General features: G+C 72.5%; 12 protein-coding genes. 7 read left to right on the forward strand and 5 right to left on the reverse strand.

Features of this window, described 5'->3' with window-relative positions:
- Positions 1-53: 53 nt before the first annotated feature.
- Positions 54-1,040 carry a zinc ABC transporter substrate-binding protein gene (locus Sco07f_RS02535; protein ID WP_108986795.1) on the reverse strand — a complete coding sequence of 329 codons (987 nt, stop codon included), beginning with the start codon at positions 1,038-1,040 and terminating at the stop codon, positions 54-56.
- A gap of 160 nt (positions 1,041-1,200) precedes the next feature.
- On the opposite strand from Sco07f_RS02535, the gene Sco07f_RS02540 reads away from it, so the two are divergent.
- A complete protein-coding gene (locus tag Sco07f_RS02540) occupies positions 1,201-2,583 on the forward strand; it encodes a glycine--tRNA ligase (protein WP_007449582.1) in 1,383 nt (460 codons plus the stop codon).
- Between the two features lie 103 nt (positions 2,584-2,686).
- Here the strand turns inward: Sco07f_RS02540 and Sco07f_RS02545 are convergent, their stop codons facing one another.
- Both Sco07f_RS02545 and Sco07f_RS02550 read right to left on the reverse strand, forming a co-directional pair.
- Positions 2,687-3,760, reverse strand: a complete 1,074-nt coding sequence (locus Sco07f_RS02545) for a chitinase (protein WP_108986796.1) — start codon at positions 3,758-3,760, stop codon at positions 2,687-2,689.
- Between the two features lie 124 nt (positions 3,761-3,884).
- Positions 3,885-5,315, reverse strand: coding sequence for an MFS transporter (locus tag Sco07f_RS02550; protein WP_108986797.1), 1,431 nt, complete (start codon positions 5,313-5,315; stop codon positions 3,885-3,887).
- A gap of 110 nt (positions 5,316-5,425) precedes the next feature.
- Here Sco07f_RS02550 and Sco07f_RS02555 point away from each other — a divergent pair, with 110 nt between their 5' ends.
- The 4 genes from Sco07f_RS02555 to Sco07f_RS02575 all read left to right on the forward strand — a co-directional run bounded on the left by Sco07f_RS02555 (position 5,426) and on the right by Sco07f_RS02575 (position 12,350).
- Complete coding sequence (locus Sco07f_RS02555) at positions 5,426-6,322, forward strand: MmyB family transcriptional regulator (protein WP_007449580.1); 897 nt, start codon at positions 5,426-5,428, stop codon at positions 6,320-6,322.
- Positions 6,323-6,436: 114 nt separating this feature from the next.
- Positions 6,437-7,228: a hypothetical protein gene (locus Sco07f_RS41330; protein WP_439959681.1), complete on the forward strand. Its 792-nt coding sequence runs from the start codon at positions 6,437-6,439 to the stop codon at positions 7,226-7,228.
- 9 nt (positions 7,229-7,237) lie between these two features.
- On the forward strand, positions 7,238-11,710 hold the full coding sequence (locus Sco07f_RS02570) for a cation-translocating P-type ATPase (RefSeq protein ID WP_108986799.1): 4,473 nt from the start codon (positions 7,238-7,240) through the stop codon (positions 11,708-11,710).
- Positions 11,711-11,747: 37 nt separating this feature from the next.
- Positions 11,748-12,350: a hypothetical protein gene (locus Sco07f_RS02575; RefSeq protein ID WP_159106919.1), complete on the forward strand. Its 603-nt coding sequence runs from the start codon at positions 11,748-11,750 to the stop codon at positions 12,348-12,350.
- A gap of 29 nt (positions 12,351-12,379) precedes the next feature.
- Here the strand turns inward: Sco07f_RS02575 and Sco07f_RS02580 are convergent, their stop codons facing one another.
- Positions 12,380-13,825, reverse strand: a complete 1,446-nt coding sequence (locus Sco07f_RS02580) for an MFS transporter (RefSeq protein WP_108986801.1) — start codon at positions 13,823-13,825, stop codon at positions 12,380-12,382.
- A 108-nt stretch (positions 13,826-13,933) separates the two neighbouring features.
- Between Sco07f_RS02580 and dusB the strand changes: the two genes are divergently transcribed.
- Positions 13,934-15,100 carry a tRNA dihydrouridine synthase DusB gene (gene dusB, locus Sco07f_RS02585; protein WP_007388423.1) on the forward strand — a complete coding sequence of 389 codons (1,167 nt, stop codon included), beginning with the start codon at positions 13,934-13,936 and terminating at the stop codon, positions 15,098-15,100.
- Here the strand turns inward: dusB and Sco07f_RS02590 are convergent, their stop codons facing one another.
- Positions 15,101-16,888: an alkaline phosphatase family protein gene (locus Sco07f_RS02590; protein WP_108986802.1), complete on the reverse strand. Its 1,788-nt coding sequence runs from the start codon at positions 16,886-16,888 to the stop codon at positions 15,101-15,103. It abuts the gene before it with no gap.
- A gap of 492 nt (positions 16,889-17,380) precedes the next feature.
- Here Sco07f_RS02590 and ppdK point away from each other — a divergent pair, with 492 nt between their 5' ends.
- On the forward strand, positions 17,381-20,110 hold the full coding sequence (gene ppdK, locus Sco07f_RS02595; protein ID WP_007388422.1) for a pyruvate, phosphate dikinase: 2,730 nt from the start codon (positions 17,381-17,383) through the stop codon (positions 20,108-20,110).
- Positions 20,111-20,373 lie beyond the last annotated feature (263 nt).

The following is a 20,373-nucleotide window of genomic DNA, read 5'->3' on the forward strand; positions in this document are numbered from 1 at the left end:
CCGTAACGATCGAACGGGCCGGGCCGCCCTGTCGGGCTGCCCGGCCGGGCTGCTTACTTGGCGCCGAGGGCGGTTTCCAGCGCCTTGAGGTTGGCCTCCATGACCCCGACGTAGTCCTTGCCCTTGGACTTGTCGGTGATGCCCTCCAGCGGATCGAGCACGTCCGTCTTCAGGCCCGCGTCCTTGGCGAGGGTCTTCGCGGTCTTGTCGGAGACCAGTGTCTCGTAGAAGACGGTGGTGACGCCGTCGGCCTTGGCCTCCTGCTGGAGCTCCTTGATCCGGGCGGGGCTGGGCTCGCTCTCCGGGTCGAGGCCGTTGATGGCCTCCTGGGTGAGGCCGTAGCGCTCGGCGAGGTAGCCGAAGGCGGCGTGGTTGGTGAAGAAGACCTTGGTGTCGGTCTTCGCCAGGCCGTCCTTGAACGCCGTGTCCAGGCCGCCCAGCTTCTTCGCCAGCGCCTCGGCGTTCTTGCGGTAGTCGGCGGCGTGATCCGGGTCGGCCTTCTCGAAGGACTTGGCGACGCCCTCGGCGATCTCCGCGTACTTCACCGGGTCCAGCCAGACGTGCGGGTCGAGCGGGTGCTCCCCGCCCTCGGAGTGCTCCTCCTCGGCGTGCTCGTCCGCGTGCTCCTCGCCGCCGTGGTCGTGGTCGTGCTCGACGTTGCCGTGGTCCTCCAGCTTGGTCAGCGAGGCGGCGTCGATCTTGGTCTTCACGTCGGACTGGGCGATGGCCTCGTCCACGGCGGGCTGGAGGGACTTGAGGTAGAGCACCGCGTCCGCCTCGCCCATCCGGGCGGTCTGCTTGGCGCTCAGCTCCAGGTCGTGCGGCTCCTGGCCGGGCTCGGTGAGCGTGGTGACGTTCACGTGGTCCCCGCCGATCTGCTCGGCGAGGTACTCCATGGGGTAGAACGACGCGACGACGTCGAACTTGTCCGTATTGCCCGCCGCCGAGCTGTCGCTGGAGCAGGCGGAGAGGGTGCCGAGGCCGAGCGCGGTGGCCGCGGTGACTGCTATGCCGGAGATGCGGCGTCGTCGTACGTTCATGACACTCATTTTCAACAAATATGGAAACCGTTGTCAACAAGCGCCCGTATCCGCAGATGGGAGGCCCCGATTTGGCCGTGGGGCGACCCACGCCGGTAACCTGAAGCATTCTCTGGAAGCATCTCGCTTCGTCGCCCGTCGTCGTAATGAAGAGAGCACCGTGGCCGCCGACAAGATCGACACCATCGTCAGCCTGAGCAAGCGCCGTGGCTTCGTTTTCCCGTGCAGTGAGATCTACGGCGGTCAGCGCGCCGCCTGGGACTACGGGCCGCTGGGCGTCGAGCTCAAGGAGAACCTGAAGCGCCAGTGGTGGCGCTACATGGTCACCTCGCGCGAGGACGTCGTCGGTCTCGACTCCTCCGTGATCCTGGCTCCCGAGGTCTGGGTGGCCTCCGGTCACGTCGCCACCTTCACGGACCCGCTGACCGAGTGCACCTCCTGCCACAAGCGGTTCCGCGCGGACCACCTGGAGGAGGCGTACGAGGAGAAGAAGGGCAAGGCTCCGGAGAACGGCCTCGCCGACCTCAACTGCCCCAACTGCGGCAACAAGGGCACCTTCACCGAGCCCAAGCAGTTCTCCGGTCTGCTCTCCACCCACCTCGGCCCGACCCAGGACAGCGGCTCCGTCGCCTACCTGCGGCCCGAGACCGCGCAGGGCATCTTCACCAACTTCGCCCAGGTGCAGACCACTTCGCGGCGCAAGCCGCCGTTCGGCATCGCCCAGATGGGCAAGTCCTTCCGCAACGAGATCACGCCCGGCAACTTCATCTTCCGCACCCGCGAGTTCGAGCAGATGGAGATGGAGTTCTTCGTCAAGCCGGGCGAGGACGAGAAGTGGCAGGAATACTGGATGGAGCAGCGCTGGAACTGGTACACCGGCCTGGGTCTCCGCGAGGAGAACATGCGGTGGTACGAGCACCCGGCGGAGAAGCTCTCCCACTACTCCAAGCGCACGGCCGACATCGAGTACCGCTTCTCGTTCGGCGGCAGTGAGTGGGGCGAGCTGGAGGGTGTCGCCAACCGGACCGACTACGACCTCTCCTCGCACGCCAAGGCCTCCGGCCAGGACCTCTCCTACTACGACCAGGAGGCCCAGGAGCGCTGGACGCCGTACGTCATCGAGCCGGCGGCCGGTGTCGGGCGCGCGATGCTCGCGTTCCTGCTCGACGCGTACATCGAGGACGAGGCGCCGAACGCCAAGGGCAAGCTGGAGAAGCGCACGGTGCTGCGGCTCGACCCGCGGCTGTCCCCGGTGAAGGTCGCCGTGCTGCCGCTGTCCCGCAACCCGGAGCTGTCGCCGAAGGCGAAGGGGCTCGCGCAGGCGCTGCGGCAGAACTGGAACATCGAGTTCGACGACGCGGGCGCGATCGGGCGCCGGTACCGGCGTCAGGACGAGATCGGTACGCCGTTCTGTGTGACCGTCGACTTCGACACGCTCGACGACAACGCGGTGACTGTGCGGGAGCGGGACACGATGAAGCAGGAGCGGGTGTCTCTCGACCAGATCGAGGGGTACCTCGCCTCTCGGCTGGTTGGCTGCTGAACGTCCGTTCCGGTTGAGGTACCAGGGGGCTCCGCCCCCTGGACCCCCGGCCTGTGCCCACCCACCACCCGACTCGGTCGGCTGGTGGGTGGGCGTTTTCACGTCAGCGGCCCTGTAGGGACTTCACGTTGTCGCCGAAGGTCCAGTTCTTCGAGCCGTCCCAGTTGAGGGACCAGGTCATCAGGCCCTTGAGGGAGCCGTTGTAGTGGTTCCAGGCCTGGGAGACCAGGGACGGTGACATGTGGCCGCCGCCCGCGCCGGGCTGGGCGGGCAGGCCCGGGACCTGCTTGTCGTAGGGCACCCGGATCGTCGTGCCCTGGATGACCAGGCCCTTGTCCAGGCAGTCGGTCTGGGCGGTGAAGCCCTGCACGGTGCCGGCCGAGTAGGAGTCGCCGGAACAGCCGTACATGCTGCCGTTGTAGTACTGCATGTTCAGCCACCACAGGCGGCCGTTGTCCGCGTACTTCTTGATGATCGGCAGGTACGCGCCCCAGATCGAGCCGTAGACGACGCTGCCGCCGGTGACGTACGCCGTCTCCGGGGCCATGGTCAGGCCGAAGTTGGAGGGCATGCGGGCCAGTACGCCGTCGATGATGCGGATCAGGTTGGACTGGGACGCGGAGAGCTGGTTGATGTTGCCGCTGCCGGTCAGGCCGGTCTCGATGTCGATGTCGATGCCGTCGAAGTTGTACTTCTTGAGGATCGGCACGATGGTGTCGACGAAACGGTCCGCGACCGCGGTCGAGTTGAGGTCGATGCCGGCCGTCGCGCCGCCGATGGAGAGCAGCAGCGTCTGCCCGGACGCCTTGGCCGCGCACATCTCGGCGGGCGTCGCCACCTTCACGCCCCGGTCCATGCCGTCCTCCCACAGGGCCGTGCCGTCGGAGAGGATCACCGGGAAGGCCGCGTTGAGGACGTTGTAGCCGTGGGCGCCGATCTCGGGGTTGGTGATCGGGGTCCAGCCGAAGGGCGGGTGGACGCCGTTGGCGGCGCCGTCCCAGTTCTCCCAGTAGCCCTGGAGGACCTTGCCGGCGGGCTTCGACTTCACGGCGCAGGTGTCGGCGGCCTGGGCGGGGGTCGCGCCGGTGGGGGCGGCGGACGCCGTGGCGACTCCCAGGGGGGTGAGGACGGTGGCCGCCAGTGCGGCGGCCAGTAGACGGATCTTGCGGCGGATCATGCCGGGCCTCCCGGTGGGGGTTCGGTGAGGGAGAGTCGTCTCATGTCGTAGGCATGACAGTGCTTTGGTCCAGACCTTTCGTCAAGAGGTCTGGACCAAGAAGCGGGCACGCTTCAGCCGGCCGTCAGGCGATCGTCCGGGGCAGGCGCAGGCTCAGCAGGCCGGTCAGGACCACCCCCGCCAGCTGGACCAGCAGCGTCGTCACCAGGGCGTCCCGCATGCCCATCCCCGGGACCAGCGACAGGAACAGCGTGCCCAGGGTGGCCACCCCCAGGGCCAGCGACGACTGCTGGGTGGTGACCATGACGCCACTGCCCACGCCGGCCCGTACGGCAGGCACCTCCGACAGGACCACCCGCATGATGACCGGGAGCTGGAGCGCCTGGCCCGCCCCCGCGACCGCCGCGCCCGGCAGGAGCTCGACCAGCCCCAGATCGGGCCAGGAACGCCACGCGGCCAGCGTCATCAGGGCCAGGCCCACCCCCTGGAGGGCGGCGCCGGCGGGCACGACACGGGTGCCGTAGCGGGCGACCAGCCGGGGGCCGGCGAGGGAGAAGAAGAAGAACACCACCGCGAGCGGGGCCAGGGCCAGGCCCGCGGCCACCGGGCTCAGACCCGCGCCCTGCTGCAAGGCCACCGCGATGACGAACATGAAGCCGCTGAAGCCGATCGAGAACGGCACGACGAGCAGGAGTCCGCGGCGCAGCGACACGATCGCGAACAGGCTCGGCGGGACCAGGGGTGTACGGCCCGCGCGGTCGGCCCGGCGCTCCACCGCGAAGAACGCGGCCGCCGCGAACGGGAACGTCGCCAGCGACAGCCACGTCCACAGCGGCCAGCCCGCCGCCCGGCCCTCGGTGAGCGGGACCAGCAGGGTCAGGATCGAGGCGGCCAGCAGGAAGGTGCCGGGCACGTCCACCGGCTCGGGGCGCGCGGAGCGGGTCTCCGGGACCGCGCGGGCGGCCAGGAAGAGGCCCACGAGGACGACCGGGACGTTGACGAGGAAGACGGAACGCCAGCCGGTGCCCGCGATGTCGGCGGCCACGAGGACGCCGCCGAGGATCTGCCCGGCCACCATCGACAGGCCGGCCGTCGCCCCGTACAGGCCCATGGCCTTGGCGCGCCGGGGACCGGTCGTGGTCGCCTGGATGGTCGCCAGCACCTGCGGCAGCATCGCGGCGGCCGAGGCGCCCTGCGCCGCCCGTGCCGCCACCAGCGACCAGGCGTCCGGCGCCAGGCCGCAGGCCAGCGAGGTCAGTCCGAAGGCCGCCATGCCGCCCAGGAACAGGCGGCGCCGGCCGAAGAGGTCGCCGAGCCGGCCGCCGAGGACCAGCAGGACGGCGTACGCCACCCCGTATCCGGCGACGACCAGTTCCAGGACCGCCTCGCTCGCGGACAGGTCCGCGCCGATGGTGGGCAGGGCGACGTTGACGATGAAGAAGTCGACCAGCGGGAGCGCCGCGGCCAGCAGCACCGTGAAGAGTCCGAGGCCGCCGAGCGCGGGCGTCGCCGGGGGGCCCGTGCGGACGGGACGAGAAGTGATGGTTTCGGTCACGTGGTCGAGCCTGCGACCGTTTCGAGGGTGGTACCAGAGTCTCCTTATGCTGGTAGTGGGAGTACCTGGCAACAGGGTCCGGGACGCGGCACCCTGGAGGCATGACGACGATGACGGGTCAGGAGACGGCGGCGCAGTCCCCGCCCCGGGACACCGGCTCGGAGATCCGGCGGCACGAGCTCGCCGCCTTCCTGCGCAGCCGCCGCGAACGCATCGCCCCCGAGCAGGTCGGGCTGCCCCGCGGGCGCCGCCGCCGGACCCCGGGGCTGCGGCGCGAGGAGGTCGCCCAGCTCTCGGCCGTCGGCGTCACCTGGTACACCTGGCTGGAGCAGGCCCGGGACATCCAGGTCTCCGTGCAGGTCCTCGACGCCCTCGCCCGCGCCCTGCTGCTCGACCCGACCGAACGCGGCCACCTCTTCCAGCTGGCGGGGGCCGTCGACCCGACGCCCGCGACGGTCTGCCCGGCCATCACCCCGGCGGTGCGCGCCCTGCTGGAGCAGATCGAGCCGTACCCCGCCTGCGTGCAGAACAGCCGGTACGACATCCTCGCCCACAACCGGACGTACGGGCTGCTGCTCTGCGACCTGGACGAGGTGCCGCCCGAGGACCGCAACTGCATGATCCTGTGCTTCACCCACGAGGACTGGCGGTCCTCGATCGTGCACCTGGAGGAGACCCAGCGGCTGATGGCGGCGCGGTTCCGCGCGACGATGGCCGGCCATCTCGCCGAGCCCGCCTGGAAGATGCTGCTCAAGCGGCTGCGCACCCAGTCGCCGGACTTCCGCGAGGCCTGGGAGCGGTACGAGGTCGTCGCGCACCGCGGCAAGCGCAAGGAGTTCCTCAACCGGCACGTCGGCCGGATCCGCGTCGACCACACCGACCTGTGGCTCGGCCCGGAACCGGGGCCCCGGATGGTGACGTACGCACCGGCCGACGAGGCATCCCGGGAGCGGCTGGAGAAGCTGCACGCGATCGCTCTGGAGCGCGGGCCCGCATCGTCCGGGTGAGAGTGCTCGAAGTGCGGGAACCCGGGGAAATGCGGAAGGTGATGTTCCCGGGGTTTCCCAGGGTTGCCACAGCCCGGGGTTCCCACCGCACGGACAGGGCGAGGACGAAGAGTCATGGCTGAGCAGAAGTCGGCGCGGACACTCCCGCGGCCGTTGCACGCGGCCGCTTCGGCGGTGCGGAAGGTGCCGGGTGCCGGGACGGTGGGCAGGGCCGCCGAGGGCGCGCTGGACAGGATCGGGGCGGTGTCGCCGCGCGGGCGGCGCGTGCTCGTCTACACGGGCGCCGGGGTACTGGGCGTCGCCGGACTGGTGGAGTGGCCGGTGGCGGCCACCGGGGCGGCGGTGGCCTGGCTGACGCAGTCGCGCGGGCGCAACGGACAGGCCGCGCGGAGCGGGCGGAACGGCGACGGGAGCGCGGCGAAGGGCGCGGAGGGGACGGGGACGCGGGGCGCCTCCGGCTCGGAGTCCGGCGCGAGGTCCGCCCGGACAGCGGCCAGGAAGACCACCGCCAGGAAGACGACCGCCAGGAAGACGACGGCCAGGAAGACGACTGCCAAGAAGACCACCGCCGGGGCGGCCGCCACCAAGACGGCCGCGGCGAAGAGGACCACCGGCGCCGGCGCCAGGAAGACCGCCGCCAAGTCCACGGCCGCCAAGTCGGCGACGGCCAAGTCGGCGAAGACCGCCGCCGCGAAGAAGCCGACCGCGCAGAAGGCGACCGCGCAGAAGGCGACCGCGCAGAAGACCGCCGCCAGGAAGTCGCCCGCGAAGAAGACCGCGTCCCCCACTCGGGCCAAGAGCCAGTCGGGGACCAAGGCGTCCTCGAGCCGGCCCGCCGCCTCGGGCGGCAGCCGCGGCCGCGGCCGCAAGACGGCCGCCGCGTCGCGCACCCGCACGTCCGGCTGAGGGAGAGCCATGGTCGGTGGACTGCTGACGCGTTCCCAGGACGCCGTCACGGGGTTGGTGCTGGCCGGACCCCGGCTGCTCGCGCGCGGCACCGCGCCCGCCGTGGGTGCCGCGGCCGGAGCGGCGGCGGGCACCGCGCGGGCCGGTGTGCGCGGCGCCGACTTCGCGGCGCGGGCGGCACGGGTGGCCCGCGCGGCGCTGCCCGGCGGGTCGCGGGACTGGCGGGCCGGACCCCGTGCGCACCTCGCGCTCCGGCCGGCCGCGAGGGACGAGGTGCGCCGGGCGGGCGGTACCGAGCGCGTGGCGCGGCGGGTGGCGGCGGCACTGGCCGAGCACCCGGACGTCCTGCTCGCCTACTGGGACACCGGTCTCGCCAGACTGGTGGTGACCGCGACCGAGGACACGCTCACCGACCGCGTCGTGGACCACGCCGCGGAACTCGCCGAACGCCACGGACTCACCCGGGTGGACCAGTCCGCCGCCACCGGCCCGGACGGCCCGGACAACCCGGACGCCCCGGACGCCCTGGACGACCCGGTGGACGAGACGGACCACCCGGGCGATCCGGCCCCGGTGCGGGTCGCGGCTGCCGCGCTCGGCGCCGACGTGCTGGGCATCGCCGCCGCCGTGACCGGGGCCCGGCTGCGGCTGCCGGCCTCGCCCCGCCTGGTCACCGCCGTGGCGACGCTGCTGCGCGAGAACCCGGCCTTCCGCGCCTGGCTGCGCGGGCGGCTCGGCGACCACCGCATGGACGTGGCCCTCGCCGCCGCCAACGCGGCCGTCCACGGCGCCGGGCAGAGCCCCACCTCGCTCGTGCTCGACGGGGCGCTGCGCGTCTGCCAGTTGACGGAGGCGGTGGCGCGCGGGGCCGCCTTCGAGGTCGTGCACGACCAGTTGTGCGTCCCCGGCCGGGGCAGCCTGCCCGCCGGGCCCGCGCTGCGCCCGCCGCCGCGCACCTCCCCGGCCCAGGACTACGCCGCCCACGCCTCGGCGGGCAGTGTGGCGGGCGCCGCCGCGACCCTGCTGGTCAAGCACGACGTCGCGGAGGCCGCGGAGGCGGTGCTCGCCGGGTCGCCCAAGGCCGCGCGCTACGGGCCCGCCGCCTTCCACGCCGTACTGAGCGCCGCGCTGTCCCGCACCGGCGTGCTCGTGCGCGACCCCGGGCGGCTGCGGCAGCTGGAGATGGCCCGCACGGTCGTCCTGCACCCCAGCGCGCTGCGGGTGCCGGACGCGGGCGCCGACCCGTGGACCGAGGACGTGCTGGACGCGGCGCGCCGCGCGGGACTGCGCGTGGTGATGGTCGAGGACCCCGCGCTGGCCGACTTCACCGGCCTCGCCGACCAGGTCGTCGGCGCCGGGCGTCCGCTCGCGGACGTCGTGGCCGGGCTGCGCGCCGAGGGCGGCGTCGTCACCGTCGTACGGCCGCTGCCCGGCGACGACGGGTCGGTGTCGGACGGGCTGCTCGCCGGGGACGTGGCCGTCGCGCTGGCCGACGCGGACTGCCCGGTGGCCTGGGGCGCGGACGTGCTCGCGCCGCAGGGCCTCGCCGACGTGTGGCGGGTGCTGCGGGCGGTGCCGGTGGCGCGTGCGGTCGGGCGCCGGTCGCAGACGCTGGCCCGGTCCGGGGCCGCGCTGTCCGGGCTGCTGGTCGCGGTCGGCGAGGCGCGCGGCAGGAGCCGGGGCGGCGTGTCGTCGCTCCTCGGGATGCGGCACGCGCCGGTCGACGCGAGCGCCGCGCTGGCCCTGCTGTCCGGCACCCGGGCGGCGATCGGCGTGGCGGCGGCCCGCGCCCCGCACCCCCGGGCCCGGGTCGCCTGGCACGCGCTGGACCCGGACGACGTACGGGAGCGGCTCGACCGGGAGCGCGAGCCCGAGCCGACCGCCGTGGAGCAGGCCGGCGCCCGGCTGCGCGCGGCCGCCGACCGGGCGGGCCGGGTGCCCGTGCTGGCCCCGGTCCGCTGGTCGTGGCAGCTGGCCCGCGCCGTACGCGGCGAACTGGACGACCCGCTCACCCCGGTCCTCGCGGTCGGCTCGGCCGCCTCCGCGATCCTCGGGTCGGTCGTCGACGCGCTGCTCGTCGTCGGCGCCCTGGACCTCAACGCACTGGTCGGCGGCTTCCAGCGGCTGCGCGCGGAGCGGGCGCTGTCCGGGCTGCTGGCGGAGCAGAAGCAGAAGGCCCGCGTCACCGAGGAGCAACTCGGCGGGAACGGCGAGGAGTTCGCGGCGCAGCGCGAGCCGTGGATCGTGGACGCGGCCAAGCTGCACCCCGGCCACGTGATCGAGCTGAAGGCGGACGACGTCGTGCCGGCCGACGCGCGGCTGCTGTGGGAGGACGGCCTGGAGGTGGACGAGTCCGCGCTGACCGGCGAGTCGCTGCCGGTGGACAAGTGCGTGGACCCGTCGCCCCGCGCCCCCGTGGCGGAGCGGTACTGCATGGTCTTCGAGGGCACGACCGTGGTGGCCGGGCGGGCCTGCGCCGTCGTCGTCGACACCGGCGACCACACCGAGGCGGCGCGCGCGGTCGCGCTGGCGGCCCGTACCCCGGCCGCGGCCGGGGTGCAGGCCAGGCTCCAGGAGCTGACCCGCAAGGCGCTGCCGCTCACCCTGGCGGGCGGCGCCGCGGTCACCGGTCTGTCGCTGCTGCGCGGGGCGCCGATCCGGCAGGCCGTCGCCGGTGGCGTGTCGGTGGCGGTGGCCGCCGTGCCCGAGGGGCTGCCGCTGGTGGCGACGGTGGCCCAGCTCGCGGCGGCCCGCCGGCTCAGCCGCCGGGGCGTCCTGGTGCGCACCCCGCGCACGCTGGAGGCGCTGGGCCGGATGGACACCGTCTGCTTCGACAAGACGGGCACCCTCACCGAGAACAGGCTGCGGCTGTCGCGCGTCGCCGGCACCGACGGCACGGTCCGCCGGGCGGGCGACCCGGACGCCGCCGACGCCGTACGGACCGCCGCGCGCGCCTGCCCCCGGCTGAACGGCGACGGCGCCCGGCCCACCCACGCCACCGACGAGGCGATCCTGGACGCGGCCGGGGACGACCCCGGGTGGACACAGGAGGAGGGCCTGCCCTTCGAGACCTCCCGCGGCTACGCCGCCGCCGTCGGACGCGAGGGCGGTTCCGGCCGGTCCGGCCGGTCCAGTCGTTCCCGCGGCCCGGCGGTGCTGGTGGTCAAGGGCGCCCCGGAGACGGTGCTGCCCGCCTGCGCCGGCCTGCCCGCGCACACCGCCGAGGTGGCGCGGCGCCTGGCCGGTGACGGGCTGCGCATCATCGCGGTGGCGCGGCGGACCCTGGCGAAGGGCGAGAAGGCCGCCGACGTCCTCGAACAGCCGCCGTCCGGGCTGGAGTTCACCGGGCTGCTGGCCCTCGCCGACGTGGCCCGCGAGACCTCCCCGGCACTGGTGCGCGGGCTGCGCGAGGCGGGCGTACGGCCCGTGGTGCTGACCGGCGACCATCCGCAGACCGCCCGCGCCATCGCCCTCGACCTGGGCTGGCCCGAGGACGCGGTCGTGGTCACCGGCGACGAACTCGCCGCCGCCGACCGCACCGCCCGCTCCCGGATGCTGCGCGACGCGGACGTCGTGGCCCGGGTGGCGCCGGAGCAGAAGCTCCAGGTCGTCGAGTCGCTGCGGGACGCCGGGCGGGTCGTCGGCATGGTGGGCGACGGCGCCAACGACGCCGCCGCGATCCGGGCCGCCGACATCGGCGTCGGCATCAGCGCCCGCGGCTCGGCCGCCGCCCGCAACGCCGCCGACCTGGTGGTGACGGGCGACGACCTGCTGGTCCTCGTGGAGGCGGTGCGGGAGGGCCGGGCCCTGTGGCACAGCGTCGCCGACGCCATCGCCATCCTGATCGGCGGTAACGCGGGCGAGGTCGGCTTCGGCATCCTCGGCACGGTGCTGGGCGGCGCCGCCCCGCTGTCCACCCGCCAGATGCTGCTGGTCAACCTCTTCACCGACCTGTTCCCGGCGATGGCCGTCGCGGTGACGAAGACGGGCGATCCGGAGCAGGAGGAGGCCGACGCGGGCGCCCCGCTCGGTACGGCCGTGCTGGGCGAGCCCCTCCTCCGGCAGATCCGGCACCGGGCCCTGACCACCGCGCTCGGGGCGACCGCGGCCTGGCTGCTGGGCCGCTTCACGCCGGGCACGGAGCGGCGCTCCACGACCATGGCCCTGTGCGCGGTCGTCGGCACCCAGCTCGCCCAGACCCTCGCCGACCGCCGCGACAGCCGCCTGGTCCAGGTCACCTCCCTCGGCTCCGCCGCCGCCCTGGTCGCCCTCGTCATGACCCCGGGCGCCAGCCGCCTCTTCGGCTGCACCCCGCTCGGCCCGGTCGCCTGGACGGGCGTGGCCGCGGCCATCGCGCTCGCGCTGGCCGGGCAGCGGGCGCTGCCGGGGGTGGAGGACGCGATCGCGAGGTACTGGCCGAAGGTGGCGGAGCGGTTGCCGGTGGAGAAATCCGGTGCGGTGCCGCAGGGGGCGAGGGGATGATGCGCGGATCCGTCGTCGCCGGCCGAAAGGCGTGTCCGTGCTTCCCCCGGACGAGATCCGCACCCTGCTGAACGCACACGACGACCCGCTCCACCGGGAACGGCCCCGGGACTTCGACGCGGAGGCATCCGCGCACCGCTTCGCGCTCCTCACGGCCGCGCTGGAGCGGCGTTTCGGGCCGTCCGGCAGCGCCGGTCTGTTTCAGGACGCCAGTGTGTACGGGAGGTTCTCGGTCGCGGACGGCGCCGGGCCCGCCGGGAGACTGTGGGTCGAGCTGAGCAACTTCGGCGGCTTCGTCACCGCGGGGACGGGCACCGACTGGTCCGCCGACTCCGCGGCGGACCTGAGCGCGGAGTTCGTGACGTGGCTGGACGAGGTCTGTACGGCGGCGGGGTGCGTCCTCGTCCCGCTCGAACTGCTGCTGGAGCCGTACGAGGGCCCGACCGCGACCCTGGTGGACGACGACCGGTTGTTCGCGGAGACACTCGCGGCGCTCGGCCCCGACGACGAGGATGCCGACGACGGTGACGACGGTGACGACGGTGAGGACGCCGACGACGACGAGGACGACGACGAGGACGACGACGAGGACGACGACATGCGGGCGGTCTGGGCCGACAGGTACTTCGACTACGTGTGAGGTTCGTGTGAGGTACGCGTGAGGCGCCGTCACACCCCCGTCCGCGCCGCCTCCCGCACCTCCGGCGACCGCAGGCGCTCGGCCGTCCGCTCCGCCGTCCGGTGGGCCCAGCGGCCGCTGGTGACGGCACCCACGACGAGGACCGCGAGGCCGCAGGCGGCGAGGATCCACCAGCCGGGGCGGGCCGCGGAGACGAAGGTGTCGCGGTACGGCGACGCGCCCACGCCCGCCGCCAGCACCGCGCCGACCACCGCCACGCCGAGCGTCTGGCCCAGCTGGCGGCTGGTCGAGGCGACGGCGGCCGCGACCCCGGCCTGGGCCCGGGGCATGCCGGAGACCGCGGTGTTGGTGATGGGCGCGTTGACGAAACCGAAGCCGACGCCGAACAGGACGTAGCCGATGAAGAGCGTGACGTCGGAGGTCTCCGCCTCGAAGGCGGCGAACAGCGTCCCGCTCACGGTCAGCGCGCCGCCCGCGATCAGCAGCGGCAGGCGCGGACCCCGGCCGCCGACCAGCCGTCCGGACAGCGGGGCGCACAGGAAGGTCGGCACCGCCATCGGCAGCATCCACAGACCGGCCTCCAGGGCGCTCAGCCCGCGCACGTTCTGGAGATACAGCGTGGACAGGAACAGGAAGCCGCCCAGCGCGGCGAAGGCGCTGATCGCGATGACGGTGGCCCCGCTGAACGGCGCCGACCGGAAGAAACGCAACTCGATGAGGGGGTCGGTGCGGCGCGGCTCGTGGACGAGCAGGCCGGTCAGCGCGGCGAGCGCCAGGACGGCGAAGGGCAGCACGTGCGTGAACCCGGCGTTGGGCGCCTCGATGATCGCGTACGTCAGGGAACCGAACAGCACGATCACCATCAGCTGGCCCAGCGGGTCGGGGCGGCGGGCCTTCGGCGCGCGGGACTCGGGGACGAAGCGCAGGGTCAGGAGCAGGGCGGCCAGGCCCACCGGCAGGTTGACCCAGAAGATCGAGCGCCAGCCGACCGACTCCACGAGCACGCCGCCCACCAGCGGACCGGCGGCCATGGATATGCCGACCACCGCGCCCCAGACGCCGATCGCGCGGGCGCGCTCGCGCGGGTCGGTGAAGGTGTTGGTGATGATCGACATGGCGACCGGGTTGAGCATCGAACCGCCCACCGCCTGCATCATCCGGAAGACGACCAGCGAGGACAGGTCGGGGGCCAGCGAGCACAGCAGCGAGCCCAGGGTGAAGATCACCAGGCCGGTCATGAAGACCCGCTTGCGGCCGATCCGGTCGGCGGTGGAACCGGACAGCATCAGCAGTGCGGCCAGCACCAGCGTGTACGCGTCGATGGCCCACTGAAGCCCCGACGTGCTCGCGTGCAGGTCGCGCTGCATGGAGGGGAGGGCGACGTTGAGGATCGTGTTGTCGATACTCACGATCAGCAGACTCATGCAGCAGATGGCGAGCACGAGCATGCGGCGGCGACGGGTGAGCTCGGGCATGAACTCCAGCCTACGCCTACTTCGATAGTGCGTCTAACTAATGACCGATGCACGATCTTTGTCCACAGGGCGCGGCGGGCACCGCCCCGCGTGCGTGACAATGGGGGAATGCCCACGCTCACCACGCCCGCCCCCGACACCGCCGCCGCGCCCCTGCGGATCGGCCCGCACACCGTCGCGCCGCCCGTGGTGCTGGCCCCGATGGCCGGCATCACCAACGCGCCGTTCCGCACCCTGTGCAGGGAGTTCAGCGGGGGCAAGGGCCTGTTCGTGAGCGAGATGATCACCACGCGGGCGCTGGTCGAGCGCAACGAGAAGACCATGCAGCTGATCCACTTCGACGCGACGGAGACCCCGCGCTCGATCCAGCTGTACGGCGTCGACCCGGTGACCGTCGGCAAGGCCGTCCGCATGATCGCGGAGGAGGACCTGGCCGACCACATCGACCTGAACTTCGGCTGCCCGGTCCCGAAGGTGACCCGCAAGGGCGGCGGCTCGGCGCTGCCGTACAAGCGGAACCTGCTGCGGGCCATCGTCCGCGAGGCCGTCACCGGAGCCGGCGACCTGCCCGTCACCATGAAGATGCGCAAGGGCCTCGACGACGACCACCTCACCTACCTCGACGCCGGCCGGATCGCCGTCGAGGAGGGCGTCACCGCCATCGCCCTGCACGGCCGCACCACCGCCCAGCACTACGGCGGCACCGCCGACTGGGACGCCATCGCCCGCCTCAAGGAGCACGTCCCGGAGATCCCCGTCCTCGGCAACGGCGACATCTGGTCCGCCGAGGACGCGCTGCGCATGGTCCGCGAGACCGGCTGCGACGGCGTCGTGGTCGGCCGCGGGTGCCTGGGGCGGCCGTGGCTCTTCGCCGACCTGGTCGCCGCCTTCGAGGGCCGCACCGACTCCTTCGTACGGCCCACCCTGCGCGAGGTCGCCGACGTGATGGTGCGGCACGCCACGCTGCTGGGGGAGTGGATCGGCGACGAAGCACGCGGTGTCATCGACTTCCGCAAGCACGTCGCCTGGTACCTCAAGGGCTTCGCCGTCGGCTCCGAGATGCGCAAGCGGCTCGCGATCACCTCCTCCCTGGAGGCCCTGCGCGCCGGTCTCGACGAACTCGACCTCGACCAGCCCTGGCCCACCGGCGCCGACGGCCCCCGCGGCCGCACCTCCGGCAACAACCGGGTGGTCCTGCCCGACGGCTGGCTCAAGGACCCGTACGACTGCGCGGGCGTCGGCGAGGACGCCGAGCTGGACACCTCCGGCGGCTGATCAGCCCCCCGCGCCGGTGGGGTGCGGCGTCGAGCCGTACGCCGTCAGGAAGCGGTCCCGGAAGGCACTCATCTTCCACACCGGGGCGTCCTTCGCCGGTTCGAGCCCCTCCGTCCAGTTCCAGTCGTCGATCGCGTCGAGCACCTTCGGGTCCTTGGCGACGATCGACACCGGGACGTCCCGGCTCGCCTCGTTCCCGCTCACGCGGGCGAGCGGCTGGTGGTCGCCGAGGAAGACCAGGACGGTGTCGTCGGTGCCGTAGCGCTCCAGCCACTGGGTGAGGCTGGTGACCGAGTACTGGATCGACTTGCCGTACTCCTCCTTCGAGCGGGCGGAGTCGGTGATGACGTCGGACGCCTTCACGCCCGACGCCTCGATGCCGTCGTACACCGAACCGTCGCCGACCTCGTCCCAGCCGACCATCCGGGGGATCGGCGCCCAGGGCTGGTGGCTGGAGGTGAGGATGACCTCCGCCATCAGCGGCCTGTCGCGCTCGCGGCCGTGCTCCAGGCGCTGGAAGGCCTCCAGCGCGTACTGGTCCGGCATCGTCGACCAGCTGAACTTCGGCCCCCGGTAGCCCATGCCGAACGCGTCGTAGACCTTGTCCAGGCCGTACCAGTCCGCCTCGGGCCAGGCCTTCTGCACCCCGGGCATGATCCCGACCGTGTCCCAGTCGCCGGTCTTCTCGAACGCCTTGGTGAGGGTGAGGTGGTCGCCCGCGGTGACGGTCCGGTAGCGCTGCTGGTTGTCCACCCACAGGCCGGACAGGAAGGTGGAGTGACCGAGCCAGCTGCTGCCCCCGTACGTCGCCGAGGTGAGCCAGCCGCTGCGGGCGTGGAAGCCCGCCTTCGCCAGTGCCTCGGTGCTCGCGTCCAGCGTCCGGCCGACACCCGGTGCCATCACCGGATCCTCGATGGCGCTGCGGCCGTAGCTCTCGATGAACGTGAAGATCATGTCCTTGCCGCGCAGGTCGGGCACCAGCTGCGCGCCGGGCGTGGCGCCGAAGCGGTCCGCCTTCGCCTCCTTCGCGAAGGCCGCCTCGTCCCGCAGCGTGTCCACCACCCGGTGCGCCTGTGCCTCGGCGGCCTTCGAGGCGCTCGTGGTGGCGACCGGCACGCCGAAGGTCTGCACGCCCAGCGCCGCGCAGGTCATCCACACGGTGGCCGCCATCAGCGCGCCCCGCGCCGCCCGCTCCCGGTGCGCGGCCAGCAGTTCACCGAGCCGGACCGCCGCCAGCGCCATGAGCACCAGCAGCAGCACGGCCAGCGCGGCGGCGCCCACCGCCGCCCAGGTCGCCGCCGCCCCGCCCATCGAGTCCGCCACGAACGACTGCGCGTCGTCCAGCAGACCCCAGTCCAGGACGAGGTTGAAGCTGCGGCCCAGGTACTCGGTGAAGCCCATGTCGAGCAGGTTCAGCACGGTCAGCGCCCCGAGCGCGGTCCCGAACAGCGCCGCCGCCACCAGCCGCGGCACCCGGGGCAGGCAGAGCAGCAGCACCGCCGCGACGACCGCCTCCCCCGGGATCCGCGCGAAGCGGTTGGGCTCCAGGGCGACGAAGGTGTTCGGCAGCAGGAGCGCCCCGAGCACCAGAATGGCCGAAAGGGACGTCGTGACCCGGCCGGCGGCGAGGGCCGCGCGCGGGTGCCGGGTGCCCCACGCACGCCAGTGGGCGAGGCGGGTCCGCAGGGCCGTGAGGGCCTCCAACGGGGCGGATCCGGGGGTGCCGGCGTCGTCGGGAGCGTGGTCGGGGGGCCGCGACGGACGGCGGAAAGGCGTGATGGCGGGCACCCGGGGGTCCTTCCGTACGAAACCCGGTGGACGGTCGTGGACGGCGGGACCCGGCGAGGGGGCCGGGGCCCGCCACCCTCTCGTACGTCCGGCGGAGGCGGTCCGTTCACGGGTCCGCATGGTGAAATCCGGCTGCCTGTGGGAGCGTGATTCTCGCCACCTCTGATAGGGGAGGCGCTCAGATGAGCGGATCATGAGCGACTCCACTTCTCCAAGGTGTGGCACTGAGTGCCACACCTTGATCGTTCATCGATCGAACTCAAACGTAGAGAATCGCGCTCACATGAGCGCTCGGCCCAGCGTTCGGTCATCCATTCGTTCAAGAAGTGAAAACATAAGCGGCCGGTCGCTTGCCAAGCTTTGACTTTCGATCCGGTGGCGGACGAGTGGTTACGGGCGCATGACGCGCAAGTGGACGTACCCACAGGCCTTTGATCTGGGTACATTCCTCGCCGTCAGGGCAGCCACCGCGTCCTCGAGGAGTCGAGACCCGTGTCGGAAAACAAAGATCCCCAGGTAGCGAACGCAGCGAAGTTCGTTTACGACTTCACCGAGGGCAACAAGGACCTCAAGGACCTCCTCGGCGGCAAGGGCGCCAACCTCGCCGAGATGACCAACCTGGGTCTCCCGGTCCCTCCCGGCTTCACGATCACCACCGAGGCCTGCAAGACCTACCTCGACAGCGGTGAGGAGCCCGCGGCCCTGCGCGACGAGGTGAGTGCGCACCTCGACGCCCTCGAGGCGAAGATGGGCAAGAAGCTCGGCCAGGCCGACGATCCCCTGCTCGTGTCGGTGCGCTCCGGGGCCAAGTTCTCCATGCCCGGCATGATGGACACCGTCCTCAACATCGGCCTCTCCGACAAGTCCGTGCAGGGACTGGCCAAGCAGGCCGGCGACGACCGCTTCGCGTGGGACTCCTACCGCCGCCTGATCCAGATGTTCGGCAAGACCGTCCTCGGCGTCGACGGCGACCTCTTCGAGGAGGCGCTGGAGGCGGCCAAGACGGCCAAGAAGGTCGCGGTCGACACCGAGCTGGAGGCCGCCGACCTCAAGAAGCTCGTCACCAAGTTCAAGAAGATCGTCAAGACCGAGGCCGGCCGGGACTTCCCGCAGGACCCGCGCGAGCAGATGGACCTCGCCATCAAGGCGGTCTTCGAGTCCTGGAACGGCGAGCGCGCCAAGCTCTACCGCCGCCAGGAGCGCATCCCGCACGACCTCGGCACCGCCGTCAACGTCTGCTCGATGGTGTTCGGCAACCTCGGCCCCGACTCCGGCACCGGCGTCGCCTTCACCCGCGACCCCGCCTCCGGTCACCAGGGCGTCTACGGCGACTACCTCCAGAACGCCCAGGGCGAGGACGTCGTCGCCGGCATCCGCAACACCGTCGCGCTGGCGGAGCTGGAGCGCATCGACAAGAAGTCGTACGACCAGCTGATGCAGATCATGGAGACGCTGGAGAACCACTACCTGGACCTCTGCGACATCGAGTTCACCATCGAGCGCGGCCAGCTGTGGATGCTCCAGACCCGCGTCGGCAAGCGCACCGCGGGCGCTGCCTTCCGCATCGCCACCCAGCTCGTCGACCAGGGCCTGATCGACGAGGCCGAGGCCCTCCAGCGGGTCAACGGCGCCCAGCTCGCCCAGCTGATGTTCCCCCGCTTCGACGACGAGGCGAAGGTCGAGCAGGTCGGCCGGGGCATCGCCGCCTCCCCGGGCGCGGCGGTCGGCAAGGCCGTCTTCGACTCGTACACCGCCGTCAAGTGGTCCCGTTCCGGCGAGAAGGTCATCCTGATCCGCCGCGAGACCAACCCCGACGACCTGGACGGCATGATCGCCGCCGAGGGCATCCTGACCTCGCGCGGCGGCAAGACCTCCCACGCGGCCGTGGTCGCGCGCGGCATGGGCAAGACCTGTGTCTGCGGCGCGGAGGAGCTGGAGGTCGACACCAAGCGCCGCCGGATGACCGTGCCCGGCGGGCACGTCGTCGAGGAGGGCGACGTCGTCTCCATCGACGGCTCCTCCGGCAAGGTCTACCTCGGCGAGGTGCCGGTCGTGCCCTCCCCGGTCGTCGAGTACTTCGAGGGCCGCATGCATGCGGGCGCCGAGGACGCCGACGAGCTGGTCGAGGCCGTGCACCGGATCATGGCCTTCGCCGACCGCAAGCGCCGGCTGCGGGTGCGGGCCAACGCCGACAACGCCGAGGACGCGCTGCGCGCCCGCCGGTTCGGCGCCCAGGGCATCGGCCTGTGCCGCACCGAGCACATGTTCCTCGGCGACCGGCGCGAGCTGGTCGAGCGGCTGATCCTCGCCGACTCGGAGGCCGTGCGCGAGGAGTCCCTGAAGGAGCTGCTGCCGCTCCAGAAGCAGGACTTCGTCCAGCTCTTCGAGTCGATGGACGGCCTCCCGGTCACCGTCCGCCTCCTCGACCCGCCGCTGCACGAGTTCCTGCCCGACATCACCGAGCTGTCGGTGCGCGTGGCGCTCGCCGAGTCCCGGCAGGAGCCGCACGAGAACGAGCTGCGCCTGCTCCAGGCCGTGCACCGGCTGCACGAGCAGAACCCGATGCTGGGCCTGCGCGGTGTCCGCCTCGGCCTGGTCATCCCCGGCCTGTTCACCATGCAGGTCCGCGCCATCGCCGAGGCCGCGGCCGAGCGCAAGGCGGCCAAGGGCGACCCGCGCGCCGAGATCATGATCCCGCTGGTCGGCACCGTCCAGGAGCTGGAGATCGTCCGCGAGGAGGCCGACCAGGTCATCGCCGAGGTCGAGGCCGCCACCGGCGCGAAGCTCAAGCTGTCGATCGGCACGATGATCGAGCTGCCGCGCGCCGCGCTGACCGCCGGGCAGATCGCCGAGGCCGCGGAGTTCTTCTCCTTCGGCACCAACGACCTGACCCAGACCGTGTGGGGCTTCAGCCGCGACGACGTCGAGGCCAGCTTCTTCACGGCCTACCTGGAGAAGGGCATCTTCGGCGTCTCCCCGTTCGAGACCATCGACAAGGACGGCGTCGGCTCCTTGGTCGCCGCCGCCGCGAAGGCCGGCCGCGCCACGCGCCCCGACCTGAAGCTCGGCGTCTGCGGCGAGCACGGCGGCGACCCGGAGTCGGTGCACTTCTTCCACGAGGTGGGTCTGGACTACGTCTCCTGCTCCCCCTTCCGGATCCCGGTGGCCCGCCTGGAGGCCGGGCGGGCGGCGTCGCGGTCGAAGGGCAGCGACCACCGGTAGGCCCTCGAGGGGGCCCCTGAGCCCCGGAGCCGTCGTCTGTCACCCGACCACCCTCACCGATCGGCGGCGGCTCCGGACCACGAGAAAAGGCGGCACCCGTGCGGGGGTGCCGCCTTTCGCGTGCGCCCCGGCGGTCTCCACGGTCTCCTTCGGCACATTCACATCCGGCCGCCTTTGTGACACGTTCAACGGTGTGAATTCCTGTCGGCTGAGCAGCAGCAAGCTGTCAGCAGAGTTGGAGGCCCCTGGCAGCGGACAGCGGC

This window comes from Streptomyces coelicoflavus (assembly GCF_003112555.1).
GTDB classification, from domain to species: domain Bacteria; phylum Actinomycetota; class Actinomycetes; order Streptomycetales; family Streptomycetaceae; genus Streptomyces; species Streptomyces coelicoflavus.

Coding starts and splice junctions, on each gene's coding strand:
- Sco07f_RS02555 (WP_007449580.1), top strand. CDS start 5,426: ATGACGGGTCAGGAGACGGCGGCGCAGTCCCCGCCCCGGGACACCGGC.
- Sco07f_RS02535 (WP_108986795.1), bottom strand. CDS start 1,040: ATGAACGTACGACGACGCCGCATCTCCGGCATAGCAGTCACCGCGGCC.
- Sco07f_RS02545 (WP_108986796.1), bottom strand. CDS start 3,760: ATGATCCGCCGCAAGATCCGTCTACTGGCCGCCGCACTGGCGGCCACC.
- Sco07f_RS41330 (WP_439959681.1), top strand. CDS start 6,437: ATGGCTGAGCAGAAGTCGGCGCGGACACTCCCGCGGCCGTTGCACGCG.
- Sco07f_RS02580 (WP_108986801.1), bottom strand. CDS start 13,825: ATGCCCGAGCTCACCCGTCGCCGCCGCATGCTCGTGCTCGCCATCTGC.
- Sco07f_RS02570 (WP_108986799.1), top strand. CDS start 7,238: ATGGTCGGTGGACTGCTGACGCGTTCCCAGGACGCCGTCACGGGGTTG.
- dusB (WP_007388423.1), top strand. CDS start 13,934: ATGCCCACGCTCACCACGCCCGCCCCCGACACCGCCGCCGCGCCCCTG.